Source organism: Streptomyces sp. NPDC033177, assembly GCF_055577715.1.
Map to the genome: position 1 here is coordinate 633690 of NZ_JBVIPS010000003.1, position 17138 is coordinate 650827.

General features: G+C 71.4%; 15 protein-coding genes. 6 read left to right on the forward strand and 9 right to left on the reverse strand.

Annotated features, from left to right (window positions below; translation table 11 throughout):
* Positions 1–171 precede the first annotated feature (171 nt).
* Both ACZ5U5_RS14100 and ACZ5U5_RS14105 read right to left on the reverse strand, forming a co-directional pair.
* Positions 172–1371, reverse strand: coding sequence for an amidohydrolase (locus ACZ5U5_RS14100; RefSeq protein WP_469020523.1), 1200 nt, complete (start codon positions 1369–1371; stop codon positions 172–174).
* Positions 1368–2759 (reverse strand): MFS transporter, encoded by a 1392-nt coding sequence (locus ACZ5U5_RS14105; RefSeq protein ID WP_469020526.1) that lies wholly within the window; start codon positions 2757–2759, stop codon positions 1368–1370. Before ACZ5U5_RS14105 ends, ACZ5U5_RS14100 begins: the two co-directional genes overlap by 4 nt.
* Positions 2760–2966: 207 nt before the next feature.
* On the opposite strand from ACZ5U5_RS14105, the gene ACZ5U5_RS14110 reads away from it, so the two are divergent.
* Positions 2967–3986, forward strand: coding sequence for an Lrp/AsnC family transcriptional regulator (locus ACZ5U5_RS14110; RefSeq protein WP_469020528.1), 1020 nt, complete (start codon positions 2967–2969; stop codon positions 3984–3986).
* A gap of 22 nt (positions 3987–4008) precedes the next feature.
* Here ACZ5U5_RS14110 and ACZ5U5_RS14115 read toward each other — a convergent pair whose 3' ends face one another.
* On the reverse strand, positions 4009–4953 hold the full coding sequence (locus ACZ5U5_RS14115) for a YihY/virulence factor BrkB family protein (RefSeq protein WP_469020530.1): 945 nt from the start codon (positions 4951–4953) through the stop codon (positions 4009–4011).
* A 319-nt stretch (positions 4954–5272) separates the two neighbouring features.
* On the opposite strand from ACZ5U5_RS14115, the gene ACZ5U5_RS14120 reads away from it, so the two are divergent.
* The 4 genes from ACZ5U5_RS14120 to ACZ5U5_RS14135 all read left to right on the forward strand — a co-directional run bounded on the left by ACZ5U5_RS14120 (position 5273) and on the right by ACZ5U5_RS14135 (position 9961).
* On the forward strand, positions 5273–5866 hold the full coding sequence (locus ACZ5U5_RS14120; protein WP_469020532.1) for a hypothetical protein: 594 nt from the start codon (positions 5273–5275) through the stop codon (positions 5864–5866).
* 238 nt (positions 5867–6104) lie between these two features.
* Complete coding sequence (locus tag ACZ5U5_RS14125; RefSeq protein ID WP_469020534.1) at positions 6105–6908, forward strand: ABC transporter ATP-binding protein; 804 nt, start codon at positions 6105–6107, stop codon at positions 6906–6908.
* Complete coding sequence (locus tag ACZ5U5_RS14130) at positions 6905–7885, forward strand: ABC transporter substrate-binding protein (RefSeq protein ID WP_469020537.1); 981 nt, start codon at positions 6905–6907, stop codon at positions 7883–7885. Before ACZ5U5_RS14125 ends, ACZ5U5_RS14130 begins: the two co-directional genes overlap by 4 nt.
* 6 nt (positions 7886–7891) lie before the next feature.
* Complete coding sequence (locus ACZ5U5_RS14135; RefSeq protein WP_469020540.1) at positions 7892–9961, forward strand: iron ABC transporter permease; 2070 nt, start codon at positions 7892–7894, stop codon at positions 9959–9961.
* 178 nt (positions 9962–10139) lie between these two features.
* On the opposite strand, the gene ACZ5U5_RS14140 is transcribed toward ACZ5U5_RS14135, so the two are convergent.
* From ACZ5U5_RS14140 to ACZ5U5_RS14165, 6 genes are all read right to left on the reverse strand, one after another.
* Positions 10140–11447, reverse strand: a complete 1308-nt coding sequence (locus ACZ5U5_RS14140) for an MFS transporter (protein WP_469020542.1) — start codon at positions 11445–11447, stop codon at positions 10140–10142.
* A gap of 40 nt (positions 11448–11487) precedes the next feature.
* Positions 11488–12066: a glycine-rich domain-containing protein gene (locus tag ACZ5U5_RS14145; protein ID WP_469020544.1), complete on the reverse strand. Its 579-nt coding sequence runs from the start codon at positions 12064–12066 to the stop codon at positions 11488–11490.
* A gap of 65 nt (positions 12067–12131) precedes the next feature.
* Positions 12132–13358: a hypothetical protein gene (locus ACZ5U5_RS14150; protein ID WP_469020545.1), complete on the reverse strand. Its 1227-nt coding sequence runs from the start codon at positions 13356–13358 to the stop codon at positions 12132–12134.
* Between the two features lie 87 nt (positions 13359–13445).
* Positions 13446–13613: a hypothetical protein gene (locus tag ACZ5U5_RS14155; RefSeq protein WP_469020548.1), complete on the reverse strand. Its 168-nt coding sequence runs from the start codon at positions 13611–13613 to the stop codon at positions 13446–13448.
* Positions 13614–13883: 270 nt separating this feature from the next.
* The gene (locus tag ACZ5U5_RS14160) at positions 13884–15476 is read right to left on the reverse strand and encodes a SulP family inorganic anion transporter (protein ID WP_469020550.1); all 1593 of its coding nucleotides are present in this window, start codon (positions 15474–15476) and stop codon (positions 13884–13886) included.
* Positions 15477–15530: 54 nt separating this feature from the next.
* The gene (locus tag ACZ5U5_RS14165; protein ID WP_469020552.1) at positions 15531–16181 is read right to left on the reverse strand and encodes a carbonic anhydrase; all 651 of its coding nucleotides are present in this window, start codon (positions 16179–16181) and stop codon (positions 15531–15533) included.
* A gap of 351 nt (positions 16182–16532) precedes the next feature.
* Between ACZ5U5_RS14165 and ACZ5U5_RS14170 the strand changes: the two genes are divergently transcribed.
* Positions 16533–17105, forward strand: a complete 573-nt coding sequence (locus ACZ5U5_RS14170; protein WP_469020555.1) for a GNAT family N-acetyltransferase — start codon at positions 16533–16535, stop codon at positions 17103–17105.
* Positions 17106–17138: the final 33 nt, after the last annotated feature.

The window sequence follows — 17138 nt, forward strand, 5'->3', positions numbered from 1 at the left end:
ACACGAGTAGTTCGTCCTTCAGGCGTATCACCGGTGCGTGCCGTGCCCGAACCCCCATGGGGGGAGCGCACGCGGCGCGCAGGGAAGAACGAACGCGGGCGCGGCGCCCCGGATTTCCGCCCGGGGGCGCACAACACGGCCCCGCCCCGACCGCTCCCCGCCGAGCGCCGTTCAAAGACGCCGTCGAGCGACCCCGTCCAGCAGTCTGCGGCGCTGCCCGGCCGAGGCCGCGAGCTCGACGCCCACCAGAGCGAGGGCCGTCGCGCCGTCGTGTACTGCACGGTCCGCCCCGGGGCTCTTGCCGTGGGCCGCGAACTCGGGGGTGTGCTGGTGGGCGCCCCCGGTGTCGTAGCCGATGGTGGGGTGGATGGTGGGCACGAGCCGCGAGACGTTGCCCATGTCCGTCGAGGCCAGCGTCTCGCCCTGGCGTGAGGTGACCGTGCGCCCGAGGCCCTGGGCCGCCCTGACGTAGGCCTCGGTGAGGTACGGGTCCTGTCGCAGATCCGCGAAGTCCCGCCCGTGGAGACGCAGTTCGAGGGAGGCGCCGGTGGCGAGTGCGCCCGCCTCGAAGCAGCGGCGCACCCGGTCGCGCACCTCGGAGAGCAGTTCCGAGGAGGGCGCCCTGATCTCGTAGCGCGCGGCGCTGCGCGCGGGGATCACGTTCACGGCCTGGCCGCCGTCCGTGACGATGCCGTGCACCAGCGCGCCGGGCGGCAGTTGCTGGCGCAGCAGACCGATCGCGGTGTGCGCGAGGGCCATCGCGTCGAGGGCGTTGACGCCCTCCCAGGGTGCGAGGGCCGCGTGGGAAGGCGTGCCCGTGTACGTGATGTCCCAGGCGCCGATGGCCAGCGAAGACGCGCCGACGGAGTCCTCCGGTGCGGCGTGCACCATCATCGCCGCGGCGACGTCGTCGAAGGCCCCGGCTTCCATGAGCAGCACCTTGCCGCCGATGTCCTCCTCGGCCGGGGTGCCGATCAGCTTGACGGTCAGGCCGAGTTCGTCCGCGACGGCGGCCAGTGCGACGGCGGCGCCGACCGCCGCCGCGCCGTTGACATTGTGTCCGCAGGCGTGGCCGATGCCGGGCAGGGCGTCGTACTCGGCGCAGAACCCGATCACCAGCTCTCCGCTGCCATAGGTGGCCACCAGTGCGGTGGGCAGCTCGCCCACGCCCTGGGTCACGTCGAATCCGGCCTCCGCGAGCAGGGCCGCGATCTTCGCGGCCGAGCGGTGTTCCAGAAGCGCGGTCTCCGGCTCGTCGTGCAGGCTGTGGCTGAGGTCGACGAGCCGGTCGCCCCAGCCGCGCGCGGCGGAAGTCACCGCCTCACGCGCCTCATTGGCGTCCTTCGCCCGGGGGCCGGTCACCTCGGTCATGCCATCCCTTCTTTCTCCGCCATGCGTGCGGACGACGGTCGTACGGTGTGGCTGTCCGCCGTCCCCGGCGCGCGATAGCGCAGGGCGAGGAGTGACCCGGCGGCGGCGACGGCCGCACACGCGCCCCAGCCCCAGAGGAAACCGGCCATCCCGATGTGCCCGGTGCCGGGCACCACGTGGGCGGTGAAGAACGCCCCGATCACAGCGGCGCCGATGGCCGCGCCGAGCGACAGGGCCAGTTCGTTGAGGCCGACGGCGAGGGCGGTCTCGTGGTCCGCGACGACCTCCGCGGACAGCGTGCGCGTGATCGACTCGAAGAGCCCGGTGGCGAACCCGACGACGAGCGCGGCGGCGAGGTACTGCGCGAGGGTGTCGTGGAAGAGCACCATCCCCACGAAGCCGAGCGCGATGAGGCCGCCCCCGGCGACGAGTACCGCACGGTCACCCGCACGGCGCGCGAGCCGCGGCGTCAGCGTGGACCCCGCGAACCCGGCGACGACCATGGCGAGGGAGACGGTGGCGATCGTCCGCGGACCCATGTCCATGCCGTAGCCCGTCTCGTCCGGGGAGGCGCCCAGGAAGAGGGCGTTGGCGCCGAGGAAGCCGATGGTGCCGAAAGCGGCGCAGAAAGTGTGGCCGCTGACCACGGCCAGCTGCGGATCGCGCAGCATCCGCACGCTCACCAGCGGATGCGCGGATCGCCGCTCGACGGCCACCCACACCGCAAGCAGGACGATGGCCGCCGCCGCGAGCCCGAGCGTCACAGGCGCGGCCCACCCCCAGGAGCTGCCCTGCGCGAGGACCAGGACGAGCGCGACGAGCCCGCCGGTCAGCAGGGCGGCCGCCCCGTAGTGGAAGCGCCCGCCGCGCGGCACGTCGCTGTCGGGCAGCGCGGCCCCGGCGAGCAGGGCAAGGGCGGCGACGGGCACGGCCGTCCACAGTCCGGCCGCCGCGTGCCGCTCGCTGAGCGTGCCCGCGACGAGGCCGCCCACCCCGATGGAGATCAGCAGCACGCCGACGAGAAGGGAGATCCCGGCGCGGTTCCGTTCCGGGGCCCGGGAGCGCAGGATCCCGACGAGCAGCGGGAAGAAGCCGACCAGCGCGCCTTGCAGCACCACTCCGACGGCGAGCGTGACCGCCGTCGGCCAGGCGGCCATCAGCAGCGAGCCGCCCGCGACCATGGCGAGCGCCACGCGGAGCAGCCTGCGGTGTCCGTAGAGGTCGCCGAGGCGTGAGAGCAGGGGAGTCAGCACGGCGAACGCGAGCTGGGAGAGCAGGTAGATGTTGTTCTGGCCGACGCCGCCGATGTTCAGTTGACGTCCGAGCTCGGGCAGCAGGGGCGTGAGGTAGCCCTGCACGATGCCGCTGAACAGCACGACGACGGCCATGGCCGGGAGCATCCCTGGGCCTGAACCCGCTGGTCGCAGCCGTGACCGCGATGTGTGCGTGGACAAAGACTCACCTCATCTGGTGGCCGGGAACCGGAAGTGGTGGCTACTGTGCGGGCCGGGGCGTCTTCGGCCGTGCAGATCGAAGGATTCGTACGTACGAAGCGCGCCCGATGCGAGAAACGGTCATGTGAGGGAGCGGGGTGCATGGGACAGGAGACGACGGCCAGCGAACTCGACCTCGCCCTCGTGAACGCCCTTCAGCTGCGCCCGCGAGCCTCCTGGTCCGAGCTGGCGCCCCTCCTGGGCGTCACGGCGAGCACCCTTGCGCGCCGCTGGGAGCGGCTCTGCGGCGCGGGACTCGCCTGGGTGTACGCGGTGCCGGGCAGGGAGTTCGCCCGCAGCCGGTGCACCGCCTTCGTGCTGCTGCGCTGCGCCCCTGGCGCCCGGTCGCGGCTGATCGCCGAGCTCAGCGCGTTCCCGGAGGCCGCCACGATCGAGGTCACCGCGCCGGGCAGCGCCGACCTGTTCCTGGACGTGCTCGCTCCGGACCTCCCCTCGCTCGGCCGCTTCGTGACCGAGACGCTGGACGCGCTGCCCGGCATCACCTCGGTCCGCTGCCTCTTCGCCACCTCGCTGTACGTCGAGGGGAGCCGCTGGCGGCTGCGCTCCCTGGCCCCCGCCCAGCTCTCCGCGCTGGGCAACTCCGCCTCAGGGACCGCCGATCAGATCCGTGTGCTCGAACTGGACGCCGTCGACCGGACCTTGCTCGACGGCTTGGTACGCGACGGCCGCCTGGCCCTCGCCGAACTGGCCGACCGCACCGACACCAGCCCCGCCACCGTCCGCCGTAGGCTGCGCCGCCTGACGGACGCCGGCGTGCTGACCTTCCGCTGCGATCTCGCCGCCCCGCTGGCCGGGCACCCGGTGCCGCTGACTCTGCTCGCCCAGGTGCCTGCGCGCGACATGGGCGCGCTCCACCGCACGCTCGCCGCGCTCCCCGAATGCCGCCTGGTCGCGGGCGTCACGGGCCCCGCCAATGTCCTCGCCACCCTGTGGGTCCACGACATCGCGGACATCCAGCGCCGGGAGACGGCCCTGTGCGCGCGCCTGCCCTCGCTGACCGTCACCGACCGCATCGTCGGCCTGCGGACGGTCAAGCGGATGGGCCATCTCCTGGACGACGAGGGCCGCCGCACGGGGATGGAACCGATCGCACCCTGGTAGCGGGCGCGCCTCGGGGGGAGCCTCAGGTCCGGGCGGCCACCGCGGCCGGGGCGCGGGCCATTTCCACCGTGAACTGGGCTCCGGCCAGCAGCGCCAGATTGGACACCCAGAGCCACACCAGGAAGACGACCACTCCGGCCAGGGAGCCGTAGAGCTTGCCGTAGGTGCCGAACCCCGTGGCGTACAAGGTGAAGAGGCCCGAGGACAGGAGCCACAGGAGTGCGGCGAGCAGACCGCCCGGCAGGCTGCGGCGCCATCCGCGCGCCGAGGGGGGCGCGTTGCGGAAGAGCACGAGGACGAGCAGGACCACCAGGCAGACCAGAGCGGGCCACTTCAGGATGGTCCACACGGTTTGTCCCGCGTCGCCGACCCCGACGCGCTGCCCGACCGTCTGGACCAGTGAGCCGCTCAATACGAGCAGGAGAGCGCTGGCACCCAGCAGCGCCAGCAGCGCCAGGGCGGTCATCAGCACCCGATGCGCCTTGCGCCACACGGGCCGGGCGTCCTTCACGCCGTGCATCGCGTGCAGCGCCCGGCGGAAGACGGCCGCGTAACTGGAGGCGGACCACAGTGCGCTGACCCCACCACCGATCACCACCGTCACGGCGGCCGCATGCGCGTCGGCCATCTCGGTGAGCGCCTCGTTCAAGGCGCTGCCCGACTGCGCGGGCGCCCAGTCGGTGACCTCGGCGATGAGCTCCTGCGTGGTGTCGGGGCTGACCAGGCTGATCAGGCTGACCGTGACGAGGAGCGCGGGCAGCAGGGCGAGAATCGCGTAGTACGTCAGGGCCGCGGCCCAGTCCGAGACATCGTCGTTCCACATCGCCACCGGGGTGCGCCGTAGCGCGTCGCCCCGCCGCGCCCATGCCGAGGGCGCCCCGGTCGGCCCGGCGGGGGCGGCAAGCGCGCCGGACCCGCCCGATATGGAAGTGTGCCCCGCACCTTCGGGCGCAGCGGAACTGTCCATGGGGCTACTCCTCGTTGTCTCCTGCGGGCGGCGCACTGCGCCGTCTTCCCGGTTCGACCCCTTGGACACGTCCTGCCCGGGTCCGTCACGCGGAAGCGGGCGGAAAGCAATCTTCCCCTTCCCGTCACCCGTGGCTCACGACGGGTCCGCGGGGCTGCCCACGCCCGGCCAGTAGCGGAGGTAGCCATTCTGTGACATCGCGGACAGGGCTGTGACGTGGGCGAGGGCAACGACCACGGGGTGTCGCGGGTCGTACGTGGTGTGGGGGCAGGCAAGCTGACCCTCTCGAAACGGGGAGTTGACGATGACGAGTGTTCGCATGAACCGAGGTCTGTGTGCGCTGGGTGCCGCGGTGGCCGTGGCGGGCGTGGTGGCCGGTACGAGTCCGGCGGCCGCCGCCGGTTCGCCCCGGTTTCTGGCCCCGTCCGAACTGCCGCCGCACGCGTCGTCGGCGTGGACCGCGGGGCCGGTGACGGCCGGGCAGCCCGACCCGCTGCCGATGTGTGTGGGGGAGGCCCTGCCGTCGACCTCCGTGCACCGCGCCTACCGCACGGAGTACGACACCGGTGCCCTCCAGGTGACGGTGGTCGAGCGCAGCGAGCAGCGCGCCAAGGACTTCGCGGCCCTGCTGCGCAAGAACCTCCAGGGCTGCTCGGCGAAAGTGATGAAGGAGAACCCCGATGTCACCGCGACCCAGAAGTACTACGGAAAGCTGAACATCGAGGAGGGCGCCCACGTCTACGGCGTCCACACCGAGGCCACGACGGGCTCCTCGGACATCAACATGTTCTCGGTCGGCCGTGACGGCAGCACGGTGACGGTCGTCCACTGGGGACAGATGGGCAATTTCGCGCACGCGCAGGTGGGCGACTTCAAGACCACGACCATCAAGGCCGTCGCGAAGCTCTACTGAGCGGGCAAGGGCGAGGGCGAATCAGCGCCACCGGCAGATGCCGTCCATCAGCTCCACCGATGGGCGGCATCGCCGTTCAACAGACCTGCCGTGCAACGGTCCGCGCGTGCTTTTCGCCCGGGGTGGGACCCCCTACTTCCAGCCAGACTAAGGTTAGGCTAACCTGCACGCCGTGAGATCAGGTGAACGCGCAGGTAGCGCAACACGTCCGCGCGGTCACGAATTGTCCGCCGAGCACATGACTGTGTCGTACGACGGCGTCGACGTCGTGCACGACGCCGCCCTCCAGCTCAGGCCCGGCGAAGTGACCGCCCTCGTCGGCCCGAACGGGAGCGGCAAGTCCACACTGCTGCGCAGCGTCGCCCGCTTGCAGGGCGCCCGGCTCGGCACGCTGACCCTCGACTCCGGCACGACCGAGGCCGCCGACGGCTTCGACCTCACCGCGCGCCAGTTCGCCCGGCGCGTCGCGCTCCTGACCCAAGGACGTCCCACGCCCGGCGGTCTGACCGTCCGTGACGTCGTGGAATTCGGCCGCTACCCCTACCGGGGGCGCTGGGGTCAGGCCGACGCCGAGGGCGCGGCCGTGGTGGAGCGCGTGCTCACCATGACCGGCGTCGAAGGCCTCGCCGGGCGCGCCGTCGACCAGCTCTCCGGCGGACAGCTGCAGCGGGTCTGGCTCGCCAGCTGTCTCGCCCAGGAGACCGGCGTGCTCCTCCTCGACGAGCCGACCACCTACCTCGACCTGCGCTACCAGATCGAACTCCTCGACCTCATGCGTGACCTCGCGGACGACGGCGGCATCGCCGTCGGTGTCGTCCTGCACGACCTCGACCAGGCGGCCGCCGTCGCCGACCGGATCGCCCTGCTCGACGCCGGGCGCATCGTGGCCGACGGCGCTCCCGAGGACGTCCTGAGTCCCGAGCGCCTCTCCGAGACGTACGGCATCCGCATCGAGGTCGACACAGACCCCCTCACCGGCCGGCTGCGCACCCGCGCGATAGGCCGCCACCACAGCAGAAGTGAAAGGCTCCACTCCTCATGAGACGCCCCCTCATCGCCGCGGCGGCCGCAGGCGCCGTAGCCCTCGTCCTGTCCGGCTGCGGTACCTCCGAGCCCGCCGAGACCAGCTCGGACAAGAAGGCCGAACCGATCACCGTCACCGACGCCAACGGCGCCGAGGTGAAGCTCGACGGACCGGCCAAGAAGGTCGTCGGCACCGAGTGGAACGTCGTCGAGTCCATGGTCACGCTCGGCGTGGACCCGGTTGGCGTCGCCGACGTCAAGGGCTACAAGGCGTGGGACTCCGCCGTTCCGCTCAAGAACGACCCCAAGGACATCGGCACCCGCGGTGAGCCGAGCATGGACACGCTCGCCGGTCTCACCCCGGACCTCATCGTCACCACGACCGACATGTCGGCCTCCGCGGTGAAGCAGATGAAGAAGGTCGCCCCCGTCCTCCAGGTCAATGCCGCCGACGGCTCCGACCAGGTCGGCCAGATGATGGACACGCTCGACGTCATCGCCAAGGCCACCGGCACGACCGCCGAGGCCAAGAAGGCCAAGGAGTCGTACGAGGCGAAGGTCGCCGAAGGCAAGAAGGCGCTGAAGGAGGCCAAGCTCGACGGCTCGGAGATCGCCATGGCCGACGGCTACGCCGCCTCCAATCAGGTCTCCCTGCGCGGCTACACCAGCAACTCCCTGCTCGGCGCCGTCAACGAGGACCTCGGCCTGAAGAACGCCTGGAAGATCAAGGGCGACAAGGACTACGGGCTCGCCACCACCGACGTCGAGGGCCTCACCGAGCTCCCCGACGACGTCAAGTTCGTCTACATCGGCAACAAGGGCGACGACAGCTCCGACGTGTTCACCGACGAACTCGCCGACAACTCCGTCTGGAAGTCGCTGCCGTTCGTCAAGGACGACGAGGTCCACCGCCTGCCCGACGGCATCTGGATGTTCGGCGGCCCCCAGGCGATGGAGGCGTACATCGACGCCCTCATCGACAGCCTGAAGAAGTAGGAGACCGTGGCCGTCACCGCAACGCCCCCAGCCACATCCGAGCGCGCCGTCACGTCGTCCCCGACGGGCGCGGTCGCGGTGACGGCCGGTCTGGTTCTCCTGGTCGCCGTTCTCGCCGTCATCGACATCACGCAAGGCACCGCGTCCGTCGGTCCCGGCGAGGTGTGGAAGGCCTTCACCGGCCAGGCCGAGCAGGGCGACTCCTCCGTCGTCATCGCCTCACGCATGCCGCGCATGGTCGCCGGGATACTCATCGGCGTCGCGCTCGGCGCGGCGGGCGCCACCCTGCAGGCCGTCACCCGCAATGTGCTCGCCGCACCTGACACCCTCGCCGTCAACAGCGGTGCCTACCTCGCAGTGACCATCCTGGTCGCCAGCGGCGCCACGGCTCCGCTGCTCGCCTCATCGGGAGTGGCGTTCCTCGGCGGTCTCGCGGCGGCCGCCGTCGTCCTCGCCGTGTCGGGACGCGGCGCCGGAACCGTTCGCCTCGTCCTGGCGGGCAGCGCGCTCGCCCTCGGACTCAACGCCCTCACCGAGGCGTTGCTCCTGCTCTTCCCCGAACGGACCGAGGGCCTCTACCAGTGGGGTCAGGGGAGCATCAGCCAGAACGGCTTCGACGGCGTCGTCCAGATGGCGCCCGTCATCGTGCCCGCGCTCGCCGGCCTCCTGCTGATCGCACGCCGCATCGACGCCCTGGCCCTGGGCGATGACGCCGCGCACGGACTCGGTATCCCGGTCCGCGGTACGCGCGTCACGTCCGTCGTCCTGGCGTCGTTGCTCGCTGCCGCGACGGTGACGCTCGCGGGGCCGATCGCCTTCGTGGGACTGTGCGCCCCGGCCCTGGTGCGGCCGCTGGCCGGTCGCTTCCGCGCCTTGGTGCGCCACCGCATCCGTATCCCCGTCGCGGGTCTCGTGGGCGCCGCCCTCGTGCTCGGTTCCGACGTGCTCCTCCGTGCGGTGACGTCCTCCCAGACCGCCGTCACCGTGCCCACGGGCGTCATCACGAGCGTCGTCGGCGCCGTGTTCCTCGTCGTCATGGCGATGCGCACCCGCGACGGCGCCACTGCCGCCGCGCCGGACCGGCTGCGCATCCCGAGCCGCACGGCCTACGTCATCACCGTGGTCCTCCTCGTCGTCGCGCTGGTCGGCGTCACGATCGCCGCGGTGCTCATCGGCGACAGCACGTTCCTGCTCGGCGACGTCGTCAACTGGGCCCGTGGCCAGTCGGGTCAGGCCATCACCTTCGTCCTCGACACCCGCGTGCCACGCGTGTTCGCCGCGCTCCTCGCGGGCGCCGCGCTCGCGCTGTCCGGCACGCTCGTGCAGTCCGTGACCCGCAATCCGCTCGCGGAACCCGGCACGCTCGGCGTGTCCGGTGGAGCGGCGCTCGGCGCCATCATCCTTGTCACCTCGGCACCGGGCGTCGGATCGTGGGGCATCGCGGGCGCCGCGTTCGCCGGCGCGGCGGTCAGCTCCCTGGTCGTCTTCGGGCTCGCGGCGAGGGGCGGCTTCCAGAACAGCAGGCTCGTCCTCGTCGGCATGGGTGTGTCCTCGGGGTCCCTGGCGCTGATCAGCCTGGTCATCGTTCTCACCGACCGGTTCAGCGCGACCAAGGCGTTGATCTGGCTCTCGGGCTCCACCTACGGACGCACCGGCACCGATGTCCTGCCGGTCGCGGCCGTACTCGTGGCCGGGGCGGTCGTGGCGATCTCGCGCCGCAAGGAACTCGACCTCGTGTCGCTCGACGAGGACACCCCGCGGCTCCTGGGCCTCGATCTGGCCCGTGGACGCCTCGGCTTCCTCGTCCTGAGCGTGCTGCTCAGCGCCACCGCGGTGGCCGCGGCCGGCACGATCGGCTTCGTGGGACTCGTGGCGCCGCACGCGGCTCGCGCACTGGTGGGCAGGCGCCATCTGCGGGTGGTCCCGGTGGCGATGATGCTGGGCGCGACGCTCGTCTGCCTTGCGGACCTGCTGGGCCGGACCGTGATCGCCCCGGCGCAACTGGGCGCGGGGCTCATGACGGCGGCCATCGGGACGCCGTACTTCGTGTACCTGCTGGTGCGCAGCCGCCGATGAAGGACAGCGGCCCCGCCGCGACGGGGGGACGCGGCGGGGCCTAGAAGGCGGGTGCCCCGGAAAATCCGTGTCACGCATCCGGATTCCGCCCGGATTCCGCCGCGTTCGCCGACGATCAGCCGTCGGCGAGGTCAGCGAAGGAAGTGCGTGTGACGCGTACCGATGGCCTGGTTGTGCGTCACACGTCGCGCGGTCCTTCGCTGTGATCGCGGTCAACTCGCGGGCATCGTCGCACGGTTGCGCGATTCTCCCGATGGGCCACCGCTGGGATCACCGCGACGGCCAGCGTGCCCGCGGCCACCGCCAGGAGCGGATAACCGCCGCCCGCCACCACAAGGCCCGAGGCCATGCCACCCGTCGCGCCGGCCAGGGACATGCCCACATCGGCCAGGCCCTGCACCGAGGCACGGCTGTCGGGCGGGGCGGCATCCGTGATCAGGGCGGTACCGCTGACCAGCGCCAGGTTCCAGCCCAGGCCGAGCAGGACCAAAGCGCAGGACAGCAGCGGCACGCTGCCCGGCGGGGCGATACCGGCGAGCACACCCGCGCTCAGCAGGACGGCACCGGAAGCGGCCGCCACGGGCAGCCGTCCGAGCCGGTCGGTGAGCAGACCGCTGAGCGGGGAGGGCAGGAACATCGCGCCCACGTGCAGGGCGATGACGAACCCCGCGGCCTGCGTGCTGTGGCCATGCCCGGTCATGTGCGGGGGAGTCATCGTCATCACTGCGATCATCACCAACTGGGCGGTGATCATCACGGTGGTGCCCGTGACGACACCGGGGGAGAAGCGCCCCCGCTCCTCCCGCTCCTCCGGCTCCCTTGTGGTGGCCGGGGCGCCGTGCGCAGGCCGGCGACGGGCCAGGTGCAGGGGGTCGGGACGCAGCCACACCAGCAGCACGAGACCCGCGGCCGTGTAGGCGAATGCCGCAAGGAGGAAGGGACCGGCCAGCCGCGGGAGTCCGTAGGCGTGCGCGAGTGCGCCGGTCGGGCCGACGAGGTTGGGGCCTGCGACCGCGCCCAGCGTCGTGGCCATGAGTACCGTGCCGGTGGCGCGGCCCCGCCGCTCGGGCGGAGCGAGGTCGGCGCCCGCGTACCGGGCGAGCAGCCCGGTGGCCGTGCCCGCTCCGTACACGAAGAGCGAGAACAGCAGCAGCCCCGCCCGCTCGCCCGCGGCCGCCGCCACGACTCCGACGCTGCCCAGCGCGGCGACGGCGTGCCCGAGCGCCAGGCCGGGGCGTCGGCCCAGGCGTTGCGAGACCCGCCCGATGACCGCGGCCCCCAGGGCGGCGCCCGCGGTGAACAAGGCGACCGGAAGCCCCGCGAGGCCGGTGGAACCGAGCAGATCCTCGGCGAGCAGCGCACCGACGGTGATGCCGGCCGCCATGCCCGCGCCGCCCAGTGCCTGCGAGAGGACGAGAACGGTCAACACACGCCGCAGCACGCGGGGCGAAGCCTCTTCTCCGGTCCGCGTGACGGTGGCGCTCATGCCGTTCCCCGCTCCGGCGCTGTCGTCGCTGGAGCGGCCGTCACGGTGTGGCGAGCGGGCGAGGGCCGGCCGCGGGCGCCTGCTCGCCGACGTCGAGGTCCGCGATCTGCGTCAGGGACAACTCCAGCTCCTCGTGCAGGAACCGTACGACCGTCCAGTGCGGCAGCGCGGCCTCGTCGAAGGGGCCGAACGCGGCGGTGTAGAGGGGGATCCACCGCAGGGCCTCCTCGGCGGCCGCCTCGCGCCCCGGGTCCGCCTGGTAGGCGTCGTACGAGATGCTGCGATGGTGGATGAAGTGGCCGCCGGGCAGCCGCTGTTCGCACAGCCGGCGGTACTCGCGCGTCTGCAGGATGAGGTAGTGCCAGATCTCGTCGATGTCCTGCTCGACGGGCAGGAAGAGGCCGCCGAGCCGGTCGGGATGGCGCGAGACGAGGTAGAGATACCGCAGACACTCACGGACCTGGTGGGTGACGACGGAGGCGGCCGGGGCGCCGGGCTTCGCGGCGAAGTGTGCCACCACCTCGTCGTGCAGAGCGCTGCCGAGCAACTCGCGGGCGGTGGGGGCTGCTTCGGAGGAGGAGGGAGAAGAGGAGGAGGGTGCGGCGGCAGGTGTGTGCATGGCGTTGTCCTGTCGGCGGTGGCGCTGCGGGCGGGCGTGGGGGCGTGCGTGCGGGAGCAGGAAAGTCAGGCGGGGTCCGGCGCGGCCAGCCAGGCGTACTTGCCCGAGCGGCCGATCGGTACGTGGGCGCGGTGCTCGACGTGACAGGCACGGCCGGTCAGGGCGCTGACCGAGGCCGCCAACTCGCCCTCCTCGCCGGGAGTCAGGGGCGCGCCGTCGAACGTGGTGCACCACAGTCGGCACTGGTCATCGCCGGTCAGCTGTAGTTGGTGCAGGAAAACGCGGGGGCAGATGGCTGCGATGCGGGTGTCCAGGTCGGCCTGGGCGACGGGGCCGCCGGGCGCGGGAAGGAGTTCCTTCTCGCGGCCGCAGAAGGAGACGATCTGCTGCGGGTCGGTGCCGCCGTCGCGGGTGCGGACACAGTCGCCTGACCTGTAGCGCACGAGCGGCATGTAGGGGTTGCGGATGCTGGTGACGATGAGGCTGTGGATGCCGCTGCCCTCCTCCACCGGGATCAACTCCACGCTCATGTCGTGCAGATAGGGCTGATAGCGGCCCTCGGCGTCGCTGTAGAACAGGTAACCGAGTTCCGTGCTGCCGAAGAGGTCGACGACGGGGCAGTCGAAGTGGGCGCGCAGGTAGGCCCGGACGTTCAACGGCGTGTACTCGTAGGCGTGGACGATGCCGGTCGGCCGCGGAAAGCCGTCCCACAGATCCCACTCGGTCACTTTGCGGACCAGATGCGCCAGGTGATAGCCGGAGCAGTCCAGGAGATATGAGCCGTCGGGGTGTGCGGCGCTCGCCTCCCGGATCTCGGCGAGCATCCGCTCGACCTCGGGTCGCTCCCAACTGGCCGGGTCAAGCTGTTGGTTGAGGTACAGGGTGCGGTCGTCGAGCCAGCGTTCTCCCGGGGTCGCACCCGGCTTGCGGGCGTTGACACGTGCGACGTGTTCGGTGGCGAGGACGGTGGTCAGCGACACCCGCCGCGCGCCGGAGTGCCAGGAGGCGCCGAGGTCGGGGTGCTCGCTCCACAGTCGGTAGTAGGAGCGGAGCAGGAAGTACGGCGGCCGGATGATCTGCATACGGGCGTGGTTGGTCCCGGTGGAGAGCACGAACTCGGCCTCGCCCGTCTTCAGGGCCCTGGCCAGTTCGGGAGTCATCCAGTTGTCGGGGAAGCCCCGGGCGATGTCCGGCTTCTCCAGGACGGGGAAGTCGCCGCGCTCGGTGGACGCGCGGTAGAGGGGGATGTCGCGTACGCGGTCCAGGACGTCGGCGCTGGGCAGGCGATTCACGGCGGCTCCGGTGCAGGTGGGGGTGGGGGGAGCGGGGCGGGGCCGCCGCCGAGAAGGGTGCGGCGGCGGCCCCGCGGCCTCAGTGGCTCAGGAGATGCAGCCGCTCTTGCCGGTGGCGCTGATGCAGCCGCTCTTGGGCGCTGAGCTGATGCAGCCGTCCTTGGAACCCTGCCCGGGGCCCGCCTGGGCGGAGTTGGCGGCGACCCACTTCTGCCACACGGACTCCTCGGTCATGCGCTTGATGAGCTGCTCCACGGTGAAACCTCCATGCATGGTGGCTATTTGGCGATAGCTGACGAAACGATGGGTTTATGAGCCTTCGCCCCATCCCCTTGAACGTAAAGAGATGGTCAAGGGAGTGTCAATGGGGGCGGACTGGATGGCGTAACCGCATGCCGAGCCCGGCTGTTGCGCGGTGGTGGGCACGCCGACGGGCCCACCGGCCCGCACCGTCTGCCACCGGGGCGGGCGGCAGACGGCGTTCAGGGATGGGCGTCCGGCGTCAGTGCCGGCGGATTCCCGGCATCAAAGGCGCGTGCGGGCCCGCGTGTCGGAGCTCTCGGCCCCGGCATCGGCCACCGGATCGGCCTCGGAAGAGGCCACCGGAGAGGTCTTCATGCGGACCGCCTCCGTGCCGCTGTCGTTGTGCCGCAGCGCCCAGTTCTCCAGCGTCGTGCGGCAGGCGTGGTCCAGATGCCGTACGGCCGTCAGGTCCAGCTCGATGGGCTGGTCCTTGGGCAGGGCCTCCAGCGTCTCCAGGATGCGGGGCAGCCGCAGGAACGTGGCGTTGCCGGTGAGGGTGACGACCATCCGGCCGCCGGTCAACTCCCGTACGTCCAGGTGTACATGGGAGGTGTCCCAGGCGGACTTGACCACCGCGAGCACCAGGCCGAGCACCACGCCCTCGAACATGTTGGTCACCACGATGGCGATCGCCGTGGTGGCAAGCACCAGGGCTTCGCCCCGGTGGGCGCGGGCGAGCGGGACGATCTCCTTGACGGGAATCAGCTTGAAGCCCGCGTGGACCAGGACGCCGGCCAGCGCCGCCAGCGGGATGATGCCGAGCGCGGCCGGGAAGAGCACGGCGAACAGCAGCAGCCAAGCGCCGTGCAGGATGCGGGAGAGCGGAGTGCGTGCGCCGGCCTGGACGTTGGCGGAGCTGCGGACGATGACGGCCGTCATCGGCAGCGCGCCGAGGACGCCGCACGTGGCGTTGCCGATGCCCTGGGCGACGAGCTCCTTGTCGTACTGCGTGCGGGGCCCGTCATGCATGCGGTCGACGGCCGCGGCGCTGAACAGCGACTCGGCCGACGCGATGAGGGTGAACGCGAGGACCGTGCCGAGCACGGCCACGCTGCCCAGGGCCGCCAGATCGCCGAGCCCTGGCGGCTGAATGGCGTCGACCAGGCCGCGTACCGTCACGTTGGCGACGTCCAGGCGCAGTCCGGCGGCCACGGCCGTGGCCAGGGCGACGGCGGCCAGCGGGGCGGGCACCACGCGCACGGCGGCGGGCAGCTTCGGCCAGAGCATGAGCACGGCGATGGTGCCGATGCCCAGGGCCGCGGCGGTCAGGGAGGCGGTGTCGCCGAGCACGTCGACGAGCAGTCCGGGCAGCCCGGCTATCTTGTCGATCCCGGAGCGCGGCTGTTCGGCCCCGGCCATGGTGTAGAGCTGGCCGAGGATCAGTACGAGTCCGATGCCCGCCAGCATGCCCTGCACGACGGACACGGAGATGGCGCGGAACCATCGGCCGCAGCGCAGCAGGCCGAGGATGATCTGCAGGGCACCGGTGAGGAGCACGATGGCGCCGAGCATGCCGAGCCCGAACTCCTGTACCGCCTCGAAGACGAGGACGGTCAGGCCGGCGGCGGGCCCGCTCACCTGCAGGGCGCTGCCCGGCAGGAACCCGACGACCAGGCCGCCGACGATGCCGGTGACCAGGCCCAGTTCGGCGGGCACTCCGGAGGCGACGGCCACGCCGACGCACAGCGGCAGGGCGACGAGGAAGACGACGAGCGAGGCGAGGAAGTCCTTGCGCCGGACGCCGGGTTCACGTAGCGGGCTGAAGGAGGAGCGGAGGGAAGAAAGGGGAGAGAGGGAGGAACGGGAAGAGGACATGAGGGTGGGGGGTCCTGTCGTGGGAGCGGGCCGGTTGGTGGGGCGTGGCAGCTCTCACAAGGGACCGAAAGCCGGCCGGTCGTCGAACGACGGGCCGTGGGCAGTGACGGCGCCTGTGTGTACCTCGTAGTACCAGGCGTGCAGGTTCAGTGAGCCGTCGGCGAGGCGCTCACTCACGCAGGGGTAGGCGCGCAGCCTCTGCACCTGGGCGAGCACGTGGGTCTGCACGGCTTCGGCCACGTCCGAGGCGGCCTGGGAGGCCTCGCCGAGGGAGCGCAGGGCGGCGTCGGGGGCGACGGAGTGGTTCAGCCAGTCGCGTACCGCTGGTACGGCCGACAGGTCCTCGCCCCGCACCAGGGCGCCTACCGCGCCGCAGTGCGAGTGTCCGCAGACGACGATGTCGCGGACTCCGAGCACGCATACCGCGTACTCGATGGTGGCTGCTTCGCTCATGGGGTGGTTGTCCCGGCCGGCGTCGTTGCCGGAGGGGTAGATCGGTACGACGTTGCCCGCGGTGCGGAGCTCGAAGAGCTCGCCGGGACGTGCGCCGGTGATCAGGGACGGTACGACGCGTGAGTCGGAGCACGTGACGAACAGGACTTCGGGCGACTGCCCGGCGCCGAGGGCCTGGAAGGCCGCGGCGTTCTCTGGGGCCGCGAGGTGTGTCGCGGCGAAGGAACGGGCGTTGTCGATCAGGGACTTCATGCTGGCCTGCCTCCTGCGTCGCTGCGGCGGAGCCGGGACGCGGTGTGGTCGGGTCGATGGTGACAGTGAGGCGGCGCGGACCGCTGAAGGACAGCGGGCACCACGTCGCCCCGGTAACAGCTTGAACGGCAGCTGTGTCTCTCACTTTGCCATTACATTAACCGCGGATGACAGAGCAAAATTCTGCCAAAGATTGAGTAATAAACGCCCCTGAGCTGCGAGTTAGTCGAAACCTCAACCGTTGGTCAAGGGTTCACGTGGAGATCATGTGGAGCACATGGGGCAGTTCCGTTCACGTTCCGTTGCAGGCGCGATGAGCGGGAACTTCCGCCCGCGTGCCACTCTGTCGCCATGACCGTTCAAGTGCGCCCCGCCTCGGTCTTCGAGGACGTTCGTGCCGTGGTGGGGCCCAAGTCGCCCGGCGCCAATGTGTGCTGGTGCCTGAGCTATCGCATTCCGTCCAAGCTGAACAACGCGCTGCGCGGGCCGGAGCGGGGGGAGTACGTCGCCGAGTTGTGCCGTGTGCGGCCCTCGCCGGGAGTGCTCGCCTACGACGGGGTCGAGCCGGTGGGCTGGGCTGCCGTGGCGCCGCGCTCGGAGACGTCCTTCGCGCGCAACCGCAAGATCCCCCACGTCGACGATCTGCCGGTCTGGTCGCTGTGGTGCATTCGAGTGCGTCCCGGCCATCGGAAGCAAGGGATCTCGCACGCCCTCATCGTCGGCGCGGTCGACTTCGCCCGCTCCCACGGCGCACCGGCGATCGAGGCGTACCCGCTCGACAACGGTGAGGCCAAGGTCGACCTGACGATGGCGTACGCGGGGATCCGCAAGAACTTCGAGCGCGCCGGGTTCATCCACGCCGCCGACACCACCTCCGTGCTGGCCGGTCACCCCCGCGTCCTGATGCGGCTCGACCTGCGCTGACGGAGCATCACCGGCTGCGGCGGGGGGCAGGTG